At 42.3% G+C, this 16571-nt stretch carries 17 protein-coding genes; 9 read left to right on the top strand and 8 right to left on the bottom strand.

The window, feature by feature from the left end; genetic code table 11:
* Window positions 1–60 precede the first annotated feature (60 nt).
* The 5 genes from carA to rpoN all read right to left on the bottom strand — a co-directional run bounded on the left by carA (window position 61) and on the right by rpoN (window position 5409).
* Window positions 61–1164, bottom strand: a complete 1104-nt coding sequence (gene carA / locus EPX21_RS17565; protein WP_134090990.1) for a glutamine-hydrolyzing carbamoyl-phosphate synthase small subunit — start codon at window positions 1162–1164, stop codon at window positions 61–63.
* Window positions 1165–1381: 217 nt separating this feature from the next.
* Entirely contained in the window at window positions 1382–1807 is a 426-nt protein-coding gene (locus EPX21_RS17560; RefSeq protein ID WP_134090989.1) for a Dabb family protein, read from the bottom strand.
* A 104-nt stretch (window positions 1808–1911) separates the two neighbouring features.
* Window positions 1912–2952 (bottom strand): agmatine/peptidylarginine deiminase, encoded by a 1041-nt coding sequence (locus EPX21_RS17555; protein WP_134090988.1) that lies wholly within the window; start codon window positions 2950–2952, stop codon window positions 1912–1914.
* A gap of 1 nt (window position 2953) precedes the next feature.
* Window positions 2954–3826, bottom strand: a complete 873-nt coding sequence (locus EPX21_RS17550) for a carbon-nitrogen hydrolase (protein ID WP_134090987.1) — start codon at window positions 3824–3826, stop codon at window positions 2954–2956.
* Between the two features lie 110 nt (window positions 3827–3936).
* The gene (rpoN, locus tag EPX21_RS17545; RefSeq protein WP_134090986.1) at window positions 3937–5409 is read right to left on the bottom strand and encodes an RNA polymerase factor sigma-54; all 1473 of its coding nucleotides are present in this window, start codon (window positions 5407–5409) and stop codon (window positions 3937–3939) included.
* Window positions 5410–5596: 187 nt separating this feature from the next.
* Between rpoN and mscL the strand changes: the two genes are divergently transcribed.
* From mscL to tsaB, 5 genes are all read left to right on the top strand, one after another.
* Complete coding sequence (mscL, locus tag EPX21_RS17540; RefSeq protein WP_134090985.1) at window positions 5597–5986, top strand: large-conductance mechanosensitive channel protein MscL; 390 nt, start codon at window positions 5597–5599, stop codon at window positions 5984–5986.
* A 367-nt stretch (window positions 5987–6353) separates the two neighbouring features.
* On the top strand, window positions 6354–6512 hold the full coding sequence (gene rpmH / locus EPX21_RS17535; protein ID WP_013632808.1) for a 50S ribosomal protein L34: 159 nt from the start codon (window positions 6354–6356) through the stop codon (window positions 6510–6512).
* A gap of 79 nt (window positions 6513–6591) precedes the next feature.
* A complete protein-coding gene (locus tag EPX21_RS17530; protein ID WP_134090984.1) occupies window positions 6592–6996 on the top strand; it encodes a ribonuclease P protein component in 405 nt (134 codons plus the stop codon).
* Window positions 6959–7213, top strand: a complete 255-nt coding sequence (gene yidD, locus EPX21_RS17525; protein ID WP_134090983.1) for a membrane protein insertion efficiency factor YidD — start codon at window positions 6959–6961, stop codon at window positions 7211–7213. Before EPX21_RS17530 ends, yidD begins: the two co-directional genes overlap by 38 nt.
* 64 nt (window positions 7214–7277) lie before the next feature.
* Window positions 7278–7994, top strand: coding sequence for a tRNA (adenosine(37)-N6)-threonylcarbamoyltransferase complex dimerization subunit type 1 TsaB (gene tsaB / locus EPX21_RS17520; protein WP_134090982.1), 717 nt, complete (start codon window positions 7278–7280; stop codon window positions 7992–7994).
* Here tsaB and EPX21_RS17515 read toward each other — a convergent pair.
* Window positions 7979–10633, bottom strand: coding sequence for a hypothetical protein (locus EPX21_RS17515; RefSeq protein ID WP_134090981.1), 2655 nt, complete (start codon window positions 10631–10633; stop codon window positions 7979–7981). The genes tsaB and EPX21_RS17515 overlap by 16 nt on opposite strands.
* An 89-nt stretch (window positions 10634–10722) precedes the next feature.
* Here EPX21_RS17515 and EPX21_RS17510 point away from each other — a divergent pair, with 89 nt between their 5' ends.
* From EPX21_RS17510 to EPX21_RS17500, 3 genes are all read left to right on the top strand, one after another.
* Window positions 10723–11109 carry a DUF423 domain-containing protein gene (locus EPX21_RS17510; RefSeq protein WP_134090980.1) on the top strand — a complete coding sequence of 129 codons (387 nt, stop codon included), beginning with the start codon at window positions 10723–10725 and terminating at the stop codon, window positions 11107–11109.
* Between the two features lie 33 nt (window positions 11110–11142).
* A complete protein-coding gene (priA, locus tag EPX21_RS17505; RefSeq protein ID WP_134090979.1) occupies window positions 11143–13632 on the top strand; it encodes a primosomal protein N' in 2490 nt (829 codons plus the stop codon).
* A gap of 189 nt (window positions 13633–13821) precedes the next feature.
* The gene (locus EPX21_RS17500) at window positions 13822–14478 is read left to right on the top strand and encodes a protein-L-isoaspartate(D-aspartate) O-methyltransferase (RefSeq protein WP_134090978.1); all 657 of its coding nucleotides are present in this window, start codon (window positions 13822–13824) and stop codon (window positions 14476–14478) included.
* A 68-nt stretch (window positions 14479–14546) separates the two neighbouring features.
* On the opposite strand, the gene smpB is transcribed toward EPX21_RS17500, so the two are convergent.
* Both smpB and EPX21_RS17490 read right to left on the bottom strand, forming a co-directional pair.
* Window positions 14547–14996 carry an SsrA-binding protein SmpB gene (gene smpB, locus EPX21_RS17495; RefSeq protein ID WP_134090977.1) on the bottom strand — a complete coding sequence of 150 codons (450 nt, stop codon included), beginning with the start codon at window positions 14994–14996 and terminating at the stop codon, window positions 14547–14549.
* Window positions 14997–15018: 22 nt separating this feature from the next.
* On the bottom strand, window positions 15019–15675 hold the full coding sequence (locus EPX21_RS17490; RefSeq protein WP_134090976.1) for a metal-dependent transcriptional regulator: 657 nt from the start codon (window positions 15673–15675) through the stop codon (window positions 15019–15021).
* Between the two features lie 58 nt (window positions 15676–15733).
* Between EPX21_RS17490 and panB the strand changes: the two genes are divergently transcribed.
* On the top strand, window positions 15734–16549 hold the full coding sequence (gene panB, locus EPX21_RS17485; protein ID WP_134090975.1) for a 3-methyl-2-oxobutanoate hydroxymethyltransferase: 816 nt from the start codon (window positions 15734–15736) through the stop codon (window positions 16547–16549).
* Window positions 16550–16571 lie beyond the last annotated feature (22 nt).

Here is a 16571-nt window from a genome sequence, read left to right as displayed (position 1 = left end):
CACGAAGCAAATTCTCTTTCAAATATATTCCTTTACAGCTTAATAAGCAAATTAAACCGTTTAATTATGTGTTAACATAGCAGCGAAATCGTCGAAAAGATATCTTGAATCGTGCGGACCGGGAGAGGACTCTGGGTGATATTGTACCGAAAATGCTCTTTTCCCTTTTACGCGTATGCCTTCGATCGACTTGTCGTTCAGATTAATATGGGTGATTTCGACACGATCCGAGTTTTTCAGATCATCGGCTACGACGCCGAAGCCGTGGTTTTGGCTAGTGATTTCACAGCGATCTGCGATGATGTTTTTTACCGGATGATTGATGCCTCGATGACCATTAAACATTTTTTCCGTTCTGATGCCGTTGGCCAGTGCGAGCAGTTGGTGTCCCAAGCAGATCCCAAAAAGGGGCTTGTCGGCATTCAAGATTTCTTTAACGGTCTCTAGCGCGTAGGGCATAGCAGCCGGGTCGCCGGGGCCATTGGAAATAAAATAGCCATCTGGTGCCCAGCTTTCCATTTCGGCAAAAGAAGCTTTTGCTGGAAATACTTTTACGTATACGTCTCTATCACAGAAATTACGTAAGATGTTTTTCTTTACGCCCAAATCCAGTACGGCCACTCTATGTTGAGCATCCTCATTGCCGCAATAATACGGTTCTTTTGTAGAAACCTGGGTGGAAAGTTCCAGTCCTTCCATGGATGGCACTTCTTTCAATTTAGCTTTAAGGACGTCAATATCTAATATTTCAGAAGAGATAATCGCGTTCATCGCGCCCTTGTTTCTGATATGTCTTACCAAGGCACGGGTGTCAACGTCAGAAATCCCAACGAGGTTTCCATCTTGAAAATAGCCCTGTATAGACTCGTCAGCTAGTTTCCGACTAAAGGGCACGCTGTAGTTTTTACAAACAAGCCCCGCAATCTGTATTTGATCCGATTCAATTTCCTCTCCGGAAGTTCCGTAATTACCAATATGTGCATTGGTGGTAACCATAATCTGACCAAAATAAGATGGGTCTGTAAAAATTTCCTGGTAACCTGTCATCCCTGTATTGAAACAGATTTCTCCGGTAGTGGTTCCAATTTTTCCGGCAGCTTTACCATGGTAAACTGTGCCATCTTCTAAAAGTAAAATTGCAGGCAGTTTAGTGTAGTTACTCATTTTTAATATACTGATTTGTGTTTTTTGTTCCTGTCCGTTTCTCCATATAAAAAGAACGGCCTTTAAAGGCCGATAATCTTTTAACACGAATAAAAAATAATGGGTGTGCCGGAATAAATCCGGTTAATGTCGATAGGTATATGAAGCTCTTTACTTCAATTTTCACAAAGGACAAAGTTACACAAAATTTATCGTAACATAACAAAAAAATAAAAAGCTATTTAAGGGATGAATCGTGCACGACCACCTTTTCCCAATATTGGCTGTATTGCTCAATAGCTTTTAAATGAATGGGGTGTGTGCCGTAAACCTCTAAATCTTCCAATGTGTCAAAGTGAACCAATAGATTGTAGGTAAAACTATTGTCCACCACATCGCGCGGAGTGCTTTTTGCCGGTCTGCCGTAGTAAAGCGACTTAATGTTTGGTACTTTTCTAAGCTCCTCAAAGAAGCCGGTAAAGTCGTTTATCTCTTTTTCAGATAATCCTTTTTTTAACCAAAATAAAACATAGTGGGTGATGATTTCCTGTTTGTTCATGCTATTACGGATAGGGTTATTAATGCCGGCTTGCGCCAGGATAGGTGATACAGCTACTGCTGCCAGCAAAGCTGATGAGTTTTTGATGAAGAATCGCCTTTTCATTATTTATAGAATATAAATTGTTAGTTTATACGTCATGCGTTGTACCGCAGCGCTGGCTTCTCGCTCTTATCCCTGTCTATGCTGGTGCGGAGCCTGCTGTTTTTTTAAACCGCAGGCTCTTGTTGGCTCAAGCAGTGCCAGCTTCCGAGCCCCCAAATCACGTCGGTACTGTCAATTCCTATCACTTCATGGTTCGGAAAGCAATCCGTTAAGATGTCGAGTGCTCTTTGATCATTCTTATCGCGATAAGTAGGAACGACGACGGCAGCATTGCTGATATAAAAATTGGCATAAGAGGCTGGTAGCCTTTGGTCTTCGTGAATAACGGCCGAAGGCATGGGTAACTCGACAATATCCAGCTGTTTTCCGTTGAGTAAGCGCATTTCCTTCAGCAGGTTCAAGTTGTCTTGTAAAGGCTCATAGTTTTCGTCTGCTTTATTCTCTTCTATCACGGTGACCACCGTGCTATCATTTACAAAGCGGGTTATATCGTCAATATGTCCATCTGTATCATCTCCTGCGATACCGTCACCCAACCATAGTACTTGCTCCACACCGTAATACCGATAAAGATATGTTTCTATTTCGTGTTGATTTAAATGCGGGTTTCGATTCGGATTTAATAAGCAAGACGTAGTGGTTAATAAGGTGCCTGTGCCGTTAAAATCTACCGAGCCCCCTTCCATGACAATCCCGGGGTGCACAACGGGGAGGTTTAAGGCTTTGCCGACCAATGTTGGTATAACATCATCCAATTCAAATGGCGGATATTTCCCGCCCCAGGCATTATATCCCCAGTCGACGATGATTTTGGGAATATCAGCATGTGGATTAATCAGGAAAGCTGGGCCATGGTCCCGGCACCAAGCATCGTTCGTGGGGTGGTCAAAAAACAGGACCTTACTTAGGTCTACCCCCTCTTTGGCGAGATGTTCAGTCGCCTCCTGCTTCAGTTGTTCACTTCCGACATTGATACAGACCAATTCTCCTGCCGATACCGCCTTGATAAATTGGCAATAGGGTTTATATACCGTTTCTATTTTTCCAGGCCAGCTTGCTTCTTTGTGCGGCCAGCTTAACCAAGTTGCGCGGTGTTGGTGCCATTCGGCGGGAAAGAAATAACCGTTATCTTTAGGGAAATTCATTTTATTCCGTGTCAATAAATCTTTTTGTTATGGGCTTATAGCTGTCGATCCTTCTATCGCGTAAAAACGGCCAATGTGATCGATAGTAATCGGATTGACCGAGATCGACTTCCGTTACAACGGTTTCTTCATCTTCATGAGAAGCTTTGTAAACTAAAGCTCCAAAAGGATTTGCAATAAAAGAGCCTCCCCAGAAACGGACACCGGCTTCTATTCCTACGCGGTTAACGGAGACTACGGGGATACCATTAGCCACAGCATGCGAGCGCTGAATGGTTTGCCATGCATTATATTGTTCTTCGTTAGTGCCGGCATCTTGGCTAAGCGCCCAGCCTATAGCTGTTGGATAAAAAAGTAAGTCGGCTCCCATTAATGCTGTGATTCTGGCAGCCTCTGGATACCACTGATCCCAGCAGATTAACACACCGATGGTTGCAAACTTTGTTTTGAAAACTTTATAGCCCAGATCGCCTGGTGTAAAATAGAACTTTTCATAGAAACCAGGATCGTCCGGAATATGCATTTTACGGTATTTGCCTAAATAGGTTCCGTCAGCATCAATAACCGCTGTTGTATTATGGTAAAGTCCTTGAGCTCTTTTCTCGAACAGGGAAGCAATAACAACCACATTATGTTCAGCTGCCACTTTGCTCAGGGCATCGGTTGATGGTCCGGGAATAGCTTCCGCTAATGCAAAGTTGTCGTAGTTTTCTTCATCGCAAAAGTAAAGCGATGTAAATAACTCCTGTAAACACACAATCTGTGCTCCTTTTTTTGCTGCGACCTTTACCTGTTCAATGGCCTTTGCTAGGTTTGTAGCCTTATCTGCTACACAGCTCATCTGAACGGTTCCTATTTTAACCTTAGTAGACATGTATTGAATGTTTTGAATTCTTATGAATACGCGTGCTGTTCAATAGCCGCCGATAAGGCGAAGATCGATACACGATCACGTATTTTGAACTTGGTTGTTTAATATCTTGTTTACAGTTTTTTACGTAGTCTCGCTACTGGAATATTCATCGCCTCACGGTATTTCGCTACGGTTCGGCGAGCAATAGTATAGCCTTTTTCTTTCAAAATTTCTGTCAGCTTTTCATCTGCTAAAGGCTTTCTTTTGTCTTCGTTTGCAATACATTCTTCGAGGATTTTCTTCACCTCCTTATTAGAAACTTCTTCTCCGCTATCAGTTTGTATCGCTTCCGAAAAGAAGGATTTCAATAGGAAGGTGCCAAATTCGGTTTGAACATATTTAGAATTAGCTACCCTTGATACGGTTGAGATGTCCATATCGATCTTATCGGCAATATCTTTTAATATCATTGGCCTGAGATTTCTTTCATCTCCGGTCAGGAAGTAGCTATATTGGTAATTCATGATGGCATTCATCGTTTTCAACAGCGTTTGTTGACGTTGTTTTATAGCATCTATAAACCACTTGGCCGAATCGAGCTTTTGCTTCACAAACTGAACTGCCTCCTTCATTTTTTTATCCTTCTGAGCTGCTTTGTCGTAATGCTCAAACATCTCTTGATAGGATCGGCTTACCCGTAACTCGGGTGCGTTTTGCGCATTTAAAGTCAGTATAAGCACGCCGTCATTGTTGGTGATATGGAAGTCAGGTATAATATGAAGCTGTTTCTCAGAAGTCGATCCTGCATCACCCGGTTTTGGGTTCAGTTTCAGAATCTCATCCACGATCTTTTTAAGTTCGTCGGAGTTGATATTTAAGGCTTTCTCGAGTTTGTCGTAATGTTTTCTGGTAAATTCTTCCAAATAATTTTCGACCACTAAGACGGCTTCTCTCACCACGGCATTATCTTGATCTTTTTTCCGAAGTTGGATAAGTAAACATTCCTGTAAATCGCGTGCGCCTACTCCGGGAGGGTCGAAGCCCTGGATAATTTTTAAGATGTCTTCTACTTCCTCTTCCGTGGCTATTACGTTCTGTGAAAAGGCAAGATCGTCTATAAGTGATAGGATAGGTCTTCTGAGGTATCCGTCATCGTCTAAACTGCCAATGATCTGCTGGCCTATTAAAAAATCCTTGTCATTAAGAGCAAGTAAATCAAGCTGTTGTTGAAGGTTTTCGAAAAAAGAGTTTTGGATAGCAATAGGCATCTCTTTTCGATCCTCCTCGTCATCGCTGCTATTGTTTAAGTTGCTGCCATAATCGTTGACGTCTTCGTCTTGTAGGTAATCGTCCACATTAAACTCGTCGCCTTCGCTGCCCTGTTCCTCATCATTAAAGCTGTCCTCCGGATCTTTATCGGGATATTCTTCTGCCGGCTCGTTCATATTCGCCAGACTCAGATCTTCCAAGGCCGGGTTTTCTTCGAGCTCTTCCTTGATCCGCGCATCCAATGCTACTGTAGGCACCTGCAGCAGCTTAATGAATTGAATCTGCTGTGGGGATAATTTTTGAAGTAATTTTTGCTGTAAACTTTGTTTTAGCATATCGAATTAATGGGTACACTGATTACATTTTAGAAAAAAGCACCCTCGGGTGCAAAAGTACAGATTTTTTAAACGTTAAGCTTACGTCTTTGGTATTAAAATGCTATTTATTCGCCGGTTTTTTTATTTGAATAAACAAAAATATTTACTTTAGCGTTGCACAAACTATTTAACAAAAAATAAGAATATGAGTTTCGCAAAAGAATTTAAAGAATTTGCCATGCGTGGCAATGTCGTTGATTTAGCTGTCGGTGTCATCATCGGAGGTGCCTTTGGGAGGATCGTTACTTCTTTGGTTGAAGATATCATTACCCCGGCTTTATTGACCCCCGCCCTCGAGGCTGCAAATTTGAAGGATCTCGCAGAGTTGGTTATTCCGGGTACAGCCATTAAATATGGTAATTTTTTATCGCAGGTGATTTCTTTTCTTATTGTAGCGTTTGCGCTTTTTTTGATTATTAAGGGGATCAATTCGATGAAGAAAAAAGAAGAATTGGCTCCAAGCGCCCCTCCTGTACCTACTAAGGAAGAAGTTCTTTTGACCGAGATTAGAGATATACTAAGAACCAAGAATTGATTTTTAGCATTAGCAACTGAACGGTGCATCGAACGTGGTTGTCGGCCGTTTGAAGGACGGCTCTTTTAATACGCCATTGGATAACGTCAACTGGTTTGTGAATGATTTAGACGGTTTGTCGATCAAGTTGCTTCCTGTCTATTCTAAGATTTACTTGACTATAAATATCTTTAAATAGCTAATACGAGCGAGAAAAGCTTGTTCTATACAGGGAAGCGGTTGTTTTGTGTAAAATAAATTTATTTAGGTTTGAAATATTAAGGAATAAGCTTTACCTTTGCGTTCTTGTTTTTAAGACGGAAGATAGATACGGGATGCTATACCAAGGTTAATGGGAGCAGCTTAGCAAAATATAAAATTAAGAGTAATGAAAAGAACATTTCAACCTTCGCAACGTAAAAGAAGAAATAAACATGGTTTTAGGGAGCGTATGGCTACTGCGAATGGCCGTAGAGTATTAGCTTCTAGAAGAGCAAAAGGCAGAAAAAGACTAACTGTTTCAGACGAACGTCGCCACAAAGCATAAGCTTATTTCTCCGGTACCTTGCTTTTTTATGCCGAAGCCAGCACCGGTTTCGATGTATAATAGATAGCATGTGGTATTTATGGTGAGATACACATTCAAAAAAGAAGAACGACTTTGCAATAAAAGACTTTTAACAGATCTTTTTCAAAGTGGTTCTTCTTTTATTTTATACCCATATAGAGTCTCCCTTCTGGAAAGTGGGAATCTTCCAAGCGCTGTTCAGGTTGTGATCTCCGTTCCGAAACGCCGCTTTAAGAAAGCGGTTGACAGGAATCTTTTGAAGCGTAGAATAAGAGAGGCGTATCGATTACAAAAACATGCGCTATACACTTTTGCCCTGGATAAGAATGTACAGCTGCTAGTGGCCTTTCAGTACATAGGTAAAGAAATTGCCGATTATCAAACTATTCATAAGCGAATGGGCATTGCCTTAACAAGAATTCAGCATGAATATAATACGTATCATATGGCAACGGGGGATTAAAGCCGCCTTTGGTTTCTTCTTTTTGATCGTAATTAAGGCTTACCAGTTATTCATTTCTCCCTTATTTCCTGGGGCGTGCCGGTATACACCTACTTGTTCGCAATACGGTATAGAAGCGATAAAAAAGTACGGCCCATTCAAAGGTGGCTGGCTCACGTTAAAACGGATAGGGCGATGTCATCCATGGGGAGGGCATGGGCATGATCCGGTGCCTTGACGAAATGCGGAGGCTTGGGAATTCAAAGGGATATAGATCTTTGTATTAGATATTGTTAAGAGCTATGAATATTTTACATATTGAAACTGCCACATCCGTGTGTTCCGTGGCTTTGAGTATTGATGGTGTATTACGCACTTATATCGATCAGCATGAGCCTAATATCCATGCTTCAAAGTTGACCGTTTTTATAAGTGATATTTTGAGCCAGGCAAACTGTAAAATGGAAGACTTGGATGCCATAGCAATTAGCAAAGGACCAGGCTCATATACCGGTTTGCGTATAGGTGTATCGGCTGCAAAGGGCATTTGTTTTGCGCTTGATATCCCGTTAATTTCTATCGACACATTAGACGCCATGTGTACAGGCTTCCTATCGGACTTCAACCAAGGAGCCGAAACAAACCAGCTTTTTTGTCCCATGATTGATGCGAGACGAATGGAAGTCTATTCTGCTATTTACAATGCCGGTAAAGAACAGATAAAACCGGTTGATGCGCGGATTATTGATGCGCATTCATTTGATCCGCTCACAGAAAACGGTCAAAAGGTATTGCTTTTTGGTGACGGGGCCGATAAATTTTCATCGCTGTTTGAAAAAAATGCACAGGTCGAAGTCGTTAATGGATTTTTAAATTCGTCGAGGTTCCTCATAAATGAGGCCAATGTAAAATTTCAGCAGAAGCAATTTGAAAACGTAGCTTATTTCGAACCTTTTTATCTGAAGGATTTTGTTCCTACCACTCCAAAGCGGCGGATACAAACTCAATCTAATTTGTAGGCCGTTAGTTTACGACCATCTTTGCTTATTAAAGCATAGCGGTGCCCATCATTTTTAATTCGACCGAAGTAGAAGGACGGATATCCTTCTATTGGAAAGCCTTTACTAACTGAGCCGTCATCTTCAAAGGCATACAACAGCTTGGCTCTACTGGCGATTCCGATGGTATAGGTGTTGTTTATGCCCGGAAAAAATAGAGGTGATCCTGCTATTTCCGTATTAAAATTGTGATTAAATAACAAGACGCTATCCTTGCTTGAGTAGACATAAAGTTGTTGCTCATCTGTAAAGATTAGTTCGGGAATGCTGTCGCCCTGTACGTTTTTAGTCGTGAAATGGAGGTTTTTAGTCCAGTTTCCAAGCTTTGTAGTGCTTTGTCTTTTATCAAAATACCAACTGAGGAGTGTACCGCTTGTATCAACGGTTACGATTCGTGAATCTTCAGGCATTTCCGGTACGGCTTCAATGCCGAAATCGTGCTGAAGGACTGCGGCCTCTTCGGATTCCATTAAAGACACCAAATTACCGTTATGGTTAAACAAATAGACCTGTCCGTTACCAGTAAGCGCAATAACATAGTTGAAGTCGTCAAGCAGTGCAGTTTTTAAATCAAAAAGGATCGTACCTTTAACGGTTTTGTTGTTCCACTCGGGTAATTCTTTTCCATTATTGTCGTATCCCAAAATTCGTTGTCCCGCAGGAATAAACACTTTTTCATAGTTTTCATTAACGGGAAAGCGGGTCATACCGAAGCTTGCTTTTTGCTTAAGTGTAATTGGGAAACCAAAAACCGGCGAGCCATCGGGAGAAAATCTATATAGTTTTTCGGCGGTATTGAACAAGAGACTGTTATCCGGCAATTGTTGAATCGATCCGAGGACGGGGCCCGACAAGGATGTTCTCCATAATTCACGGCCTTCAGTCGAGAAGCCGTATAGCCTGTTGCTTTTATCTTGGGTAATAATGACGTTGGTGCTGTCATTATATTTCCAAACTCCCGGTGGATAGGCAATCTCGCTGCTTAGGTCAGCCGTCCACACTACTTCCAAGCCCGTCTCTTCCATAGAGATGTATTTAGCACTTAAATTGCTGTAAAAATCTCCGTTATATCCACTCAGTTGAAATGAAAACGCCTGAAAATCGTTAAAGTTGAAGTTCGAGGTGTCGGCGTACGCTTTTTCAAAAGCAGGTTTTAACAGACGCTTGATATTCAGTTTTGCATTTTTATTATCGATAAAGAAGGTGATATTTGATTTGTTGGCCTGAAGCTGGCTAAATTCTATGAAAGGAATGGTGTTTATTAGCAGTTGTTTTTCAGTATATTGCTTTCTAAATTGCTGCAGCGTACTGATGGTGTTAGCGCAGATTAGATAATTGTTTACAATGGTAAAATAAGGGCGTCTAAAAGGAAGCATGGGGTCTCCGAATGAGTAGTACAATAGGTTTGAATTGTCAAATCTACGCACGTTTTCGGCGACCGATGTGGTAATACCGGCCATCGTTTGTTCAAAGCTCAATGAGTCTTTCAGCTTGACGATTCCGAGTGTTTCTCTCGTATTCAGTTCAATAGATGCAAACTCATTACCCCACTGGTTGAGCAGCGCCGTATCTAAATCCATTCCCTTAGAAGAGCGTATAAGTGCTAGCTGATCATTGATCCTGTTAAGCTGATTGCGTTTGCCGAGCAATCCTGTTAAGTCTCGGTGAAAGCTGTTGTAATCCGAAAGCGCAAAAGAGGCATAAGCCGCCGTATTAGTGGGGAACATCCGCTTCAGCTCGTTTTCAACAGCTTCTTGTTTAGCATAGAGGGATAAATAATTTCCTTTTGCGGTGGCTTGATCGAGGGTACTCAATCCACTAAACATGAGTGCATCGCTTTTGAAATTCATGTTTAAGGAAGACATCCCCTTTAATCCCTCCAATAATTGAAGGTTGTTTCCAGGCTTCGTGCGGATCAGGTTATTGACGAATTTGAACAATTCGCTGTGATTCAAATGTAAATTGAGGATGGAATTGTCGTTTTTGTGCCGATTTTTAGCCAGTTCCTGAAGAAAGTGTGTAGATAGATGTGCCGTTTTATCATCTATTGCTTTTTGAATCAAATCAGCCTGAAAGCTAAAAAAAGCTACGTTTGATTTGAAAGCGATGTGAAACGGCTTGTTAAGATCATTGATTTTCACATGATATAAACCAGGAAAGGTACTGTCCTTAGCGATCGTTCCGGCATCTTCCAGGTTCTTTTGCAACATCGCGGCAGCGTCTTCCGCTTTTAATTTAGTGTTAAAAGGAATGGTCAGTAGCCAGCTGACCTGATCTTTTTCGGGATGAAAAGAAAAATAGAGTGTCTGTTTATCGGTAAACTCGGCAAAGCTGGGGCTCTTTAAAAACTGCTTTTGTAAATAGGCGAGCTCGTGCTGTATTTCCTTTCCGAGAATGGCTTCAAAGGGTTTAAAGTCGCTGAATATGTCGTAAAAGGACTTGTCGTTTTGAAAAGAGATCAGAAAGGCAGCATCCGAAGGGATGTACGTCAGTGAATTGCTTTGTGTACGGCTGTTGTTCTGTAGGCTTGTAAAATACAATACAGCTGCAGCGACGACGGCGACGAATAATATGCTGGTTATTATTATTAGCTTTCTCATGCGATACAAGCAAAGTTAAAAAATTAAGCCCGCACGGAGCGAATATGTAATAGGTTTATTAAATTAGCGGATAAAACTGAACGGACTGAATGAATAAACGTATTATTCTTACGGCTGCATTTCTTGGGATGATAGCAGTTGTTTTGGGGGCATTTGGCGCACACGGACTTGCGGGTCGAATAAATGAACAAAGTCTGGATAATTGGCATACAGCTGTTAATTGCCAATTTTATCACACGCTGGCGCTGCTTTTTCTGGCTACCTTTTCACGTGCCAAAAATATACTGATCAATCTCTCGTATATTGCCTTTACCGTCGGCATATTGTTTTTTTCAGGTTCTTTATACTTATTGTCTACCCGTGAGCTGACGGGCATAGGTGCGACCCATATTCTGGGGCCGATTACGCCACTTGGCGGACTGGCCTTCGTATTAGGTTGGGCTAGTTTGTTTCTGGCTACTTTGAAAGGTAGATGATTAGCTCTGTAACTATTTATAAGCATATTACTTATGTTAGAACTTCAGGCTGAGGGGCATCAACAAGAGCGAATTACCAAATTTGTTGACGTGGTGCTGCCATTAGCCATTCCGAAAAAATATACTTACCGCGTTCCGCATGAATTAGCAGATGCCGTAGCCGTTGGCAAACGAGTTGTGGTGCAGTTCGGAAAAGCCAAAATATATGCGGCAATCATTTACGCCATCTCAACAAAGGCTCCCGAGCGATACGAAGCAAAGTATTTATTAGAAGTGTTAGATGACGCGCCGGTAGTTACCCACAATCAGTTAAAACTGTGGGATTGGGTTAGCGACTATTATATGTGTCATATCGGAGATGTAATGCAGGCCGCTATGCCAGCCGTCTTTAAGTTAGCCTCTGAAACGAGAATAACAGCCTCGGTCAATATTTCCTCAATAGATAGAGCTTCTTTAAGCGACAAGGAATACCTCGTATTGGATGCCCTTGATGTGGCAGGCGAATTAAAGGTAAGTGACATCACGAAATTGCTGGGACAAAAGACGGTGTTCCCTATATTGAAAAGCTTATTCCGCAAAGACGCCATCGTTATATCAGAGGAATTGCACGAGCGTTACAAGCCCAAAAAGAAAGCATTTATTCTGTTAAACAGCCTTTTTGAAAGCAACGAAGAGCGACGGTTACTGCTCGACAGCTTGGAACGGGCGCCAAAACAGCAAGATGCAGTGTTGGCCTATTTGCAGTTAAGCAAAAAGCAGACGAGCATCGCGAAAAGTGAGTTGCTGGAAGTGAGTGGTTGTGGGCAATCGGCCTTAAAATCGCTAATAGATAAAGATGTTTTTCGACTTGAAGAACGTGTGGTAAGTAGGCTGTATGGAGAAGAGATTGCAACCGAGGCGACCTTTCGTTTAAGTGAGACACAGCAGGAGGTGGTTGAAAACATACAAAAGCAATTTTCGGAAAAAGACGTGGTTTTGCTCCATGGTGTTACCGCTTCCGGCAAAACCCAGATATACATACGCTTAATCAGTGAAGCGCTGGCCAAGGGAAATACCGTTCTGTATCTGTTGCCCGAAATCGCTTTAACTTCACAGATCGTAGAGCGGCTAAGACTCCATTTCGGGCAAGAAGTAGGCGTTTATCACTCGAGGTTCAATGATAACGAACGTGCAGAAGTGTGGCAAAAGGTTTTGCAAGGCGAGATCAAGGTGATATTGGGCGCTAGATCGGCCGTTTTTTTGCCTTTCCAAAATCTGCGCTTGGTAATAGTAGACGAAGAACATGAAGTTTCTTTTAAGCAATTCGATCCTGCCCCTCGTTATCACGCAAGAGACACGGCCATATACCTTGGCTATTTACACGGGGCGAAGATATTGCTGGGATCAGCAACGCCTTCCATTGAGACCTATTATAATGCAAAATCGAACAAATACGGACTGGTAACGCTGACGCAACGTTACGGCGAATCTAAGCTTCCTGTTATTCAGATTGTGAGCCTAAAAGAGGAGGGGAGTGGCAAGCGTACCCAATCGTATTTTAGTGAAGTGTTATTAAACGATATTAAGCAAGCTATCCACAATAAAGAGCAGGTCATTCTCTTTCAGAACCGGAGAGGCTATACACCTATGCTACTTTGCCGTACCTGTGGACATACACCTAAGTGTACGAATTGCGATGTAAGTTTAACCTTCCATAAAAGCACAGGTAAATTACATTGCCATTATTGTGGTTTTAAAGAAGACATCATTCAAGTGTGCCCCGCTTGCGGGTCAACCCATATCGAGAATAAGGGCTTTGGAACCGAACGGATCGAAGAGGAGTTGTCTATACTCATTCCAGAGGCGAAGATAGGTCGCTTAGACCTGGATTCAACGCGAGGTAAGGACAGCTTTGAACGTATTATCAGCGATTTCGATGAGCAGAGGTTTAATGTGCTGGTTGGTACGCAGATGGTAGCTAAAGGCTTGGATTTCGGCAAAGTCACCGTTATCGGCATTATTAACGCTGATACGTTGATAAATTATCCCGACTTTCGGGCATTTGAGCGTAGTTTCTCTTTACTATCACAAGTAAGTGGCCGAGCGGGAAGGCGGGATATAGCAGGTAAAGTCATTATTCAAGCGTATGCTACGCAGCACCGCGTATTGGAGCAAGTTGTCAATCATGATTATGAAGGCATGTTTATGGTAGAGGTTCAGGAACGGAAGCACTATTTTTACCCACCATTTTGCCGACTAATAAAAATCGATGTAAAGCACAAAGACCAAAATGAAGCGTATGGTGCAGCTCAACGACTTGGACTTTTGTTGAAGGAAGCGTTCGGGAACCGTGTCTTAGGACCAGAAACCCCACTGATTTCGCGTATTCGAAACTATTTTATAAACACCGTGCTCATTAAGATAGAACGTGATGGGGCAAGTATACAAAAGGTTAAAAAAGCTCTCCAACAGATTCTCCTTAATTTTGATAGCAATAAAGCGAACAAAGGCGTATATGTGCAGTTGGATATTGATCCTTATTAAATGGTGTAAATAATGGCTAAAGAGAACTAATTCGATTAAGCTATGTAAATAAGGCCCCGCTGTAAGCCCCCTTTTTATCGGTTGAGCTTACATCGCAAAAAAATAATGTGCAAATTCTTAGTTAATTAGCGTCTGGTTAATGCGAAAAGCTTCTTTAAGTGCCAAAACAACCGTATTTTTGAGCTAGTAATGGCTTATAAATTTGTAGATAATTATCGCGAAAAGGGTGCTAGAAAGCAACTGGTCGAAATATTAAGAAAAAGAGGTATTGCCGACGAGGCTGTATTAAGGGCCGTGGGTAAAGTGCCTCGTCATTTCTTTTTCGACGAAACTTTTTGGACACAGGCATACAAAGATATTGCCTTTCCAATTGGCGATGGTCAGACAATTTCACAGCCCTATACCGTTGCTTATCAAACCGAATTGCTGCACATCCGGCCGGGTGATAAGGTGCTGGAAATTGGAACAGGCTCGGGCTATCAAACCTGCATTTTGTTGGAATTGGGAGCGGATGTCTTTACCATTGAGCGGCAGCCTAACCTGTATAATAGAACGGTTAAGGTGCTTCCGTATATGGGCTATCAACCGCACTTCTTTTTAGGCGATGGTTCGAGGGGCCTGCCGCAGTATGCGCCTTACCATAAAATCATTGTTACTGCAGGTGCTCCCTTCGTGCCCGAAATTATGCTGAAACAACTCACGGTTGGCGGCATCTTAGTCATTCCTGTAGGGAACGAAAACACACAAAAAATGGTAACGGTTATTCGTACCGGTGAACACGATTTTGAAAAAATTGAGCTCGATACTTTTCGATTTGTTCCTTTGGTAGGCGACCAAGCTTGGTAGCCGTTCGTTATTGCTTGTTCGTTATTTGTTGCCGGTTGTTTGGCCAGCTCGCAAATAGAGCCAGCAACTTACAGCTTAAATGCGCGCGATAATTCCCGTTTCGTGTCTCGCTCCTTAATGCTTTCCCGTTTATCATAATCTTTCTTGCCCTGAGCAAGGGCGATTTCCACTTTTGCGTAACCGCGCTCGTTGACAAATATCTTCAAGGGAATGATGGTAAACCCTTTCTCTTCGCCTTTAACTTTCAATTTGCTCAGTTCTTTTTTTGTTAGTAGAAGCTTTCTGTCTCGCTTCGACTCGTGGTTATAAAAAGAGCCATGGGAATATTCAGCGATATGCATATTCCGTATATAAAGGCCGTCATTTAAGAATGCACAGAAAGCATCGCCGATGTTCGCTTTGGACTGCCTAATGGACTTAATTTCAGTTCCCAGCAATTGAATACCCGCGATGTACTTTTCAAGAATATGGTATTCGTAGTGAGCCTTCTTATTTCGTATATTAATGTCGTTAGACATATCCCTCCTTTTAATTCAAAAACTATTTAATAAAAATATTTTCAGCTACCTTTTGCGAAATGGTGGCGCTTTTGCCATCGACTTCTATTTCCATTGATCCGTCAAAGTCGAATCGGTTCTTGACTAAGACAGGATTCCCGATAGCTATTCCGAGTTGAGAGACATATTGCAAAAATTCCGGACTGTTATCCTTCACCGCATTTACCTTCTTCTTGGTGCCTAAAGTTGCCTCCGCCAATGTCTTTCTTTTTTCCGTAAGTAATATCCCCTTCGCTGAAGGGATCGCATCGCCATGGGGGTCAAATTGGGGGTAACCAAGGTAGCGGTCCAACCGTTCAACCAGCTTTTCAGACTTAATATGTTCCAGTTGTTCCGCAACTTCGTGTACTTCGTCCCAGCTGAAGCCTAATTTGTCAAACAGAAAGGTCTCCCAAAGTCGATGTTTTCTTATTACCGCTATTGCATGGATGCGCCCCTGCTCCGTTAGGGAAATCTTGCCGTATTTCTGGTGATCTACTAAGCCCTTTTCCTTTAATTTCTTTAACATGTCCGTCGCCGTAGCAGGTCTCACATGGAGCTGTGAGGCAATTTGATTGGTGCCCGCTTCTTGTTGACTAGTGCTTTCTTCTGCAATTTGCAGTAATACTTTCAGATAATTCTCTTCAGTAATGGATAACATAGGGGCAAAGGTAAAGAAAAAGTGGTCAACTATACCCACCGATTATTACCTTTGCTATATGTCGATACATAAAGAAGTTAAAAAAGTTACGGTAAACAGCATCTTAGAGATGAAGGCTACCGGTGAAAAAATTTCGGTATTAACTGCTTATGATTATACCATGGCCAGCATCTTGGATGCTGCAGGTGTGGATGTGATTTTAGTAGGAGACTCAGCAGCGAACGTAATGGCCGGCTACGGTACTACACTTCCTATAACTTTAGATCAAATGATATACCACGCTGCGGCCGTTTCCCGCGCGGTTAAAAGGGCGTTATTAGTAGTGGATTTGCCTTTCGGTACCTACCAGGGAAATCCTTACGATGCACTCAATGCGGCCATAAGGGTAATGAAGGAGACGGGCGCACAGGCGCTTAAACTTGAAGGCGGGGTCGAAATCAAAGACGCGGTCAAATTGATTGTCAACGCCGGTATACCGGTTATGGGACATCTCGGGCTCATGCCACAATCGATTAATACATACGGTGGCTATGGCTTGCGGGCAACGGGTGTGCAGGAAGCACATAAACTCAATACGGATGCACAACTCCTGCACGAATTGGGCTGCTTTGCTGTTGTCTTGGAAAAGATTCCGGCAAAGCTGGCTAAAGAAGTAACGGATCACTTACGTATACCAACGATTGGCATAGGCGCCGGAGCTGATACAGATGGACAGGTTTTGGTTATTCATGATCTATTGGGATTTAATAAAAGTTTTAAACCAAAGTTTGTACGGCAATACCTACAGCTCGATGAATTGATCACGACAGCGGTTCAACAATACGTTGCCGATGTCAAGTCGAGCGACTTTCCAAACGAGCAAGAGCAATATTAATCAAGTACGCCTGCATAAGCAG

This window comes from Olivibacter sp. XZL3 (assembly GCF_004368405.1).
Lineage (GTDB): Bacteria > Bacteroidota > Bacteroidia > Sphingobacteriales > Sphingobacteriaceae > Olivibacter.
Note: the sequence above shows the minus strand (reverse complement) of the source record. Positions and strands in the feature narration are given on the sequence as shown.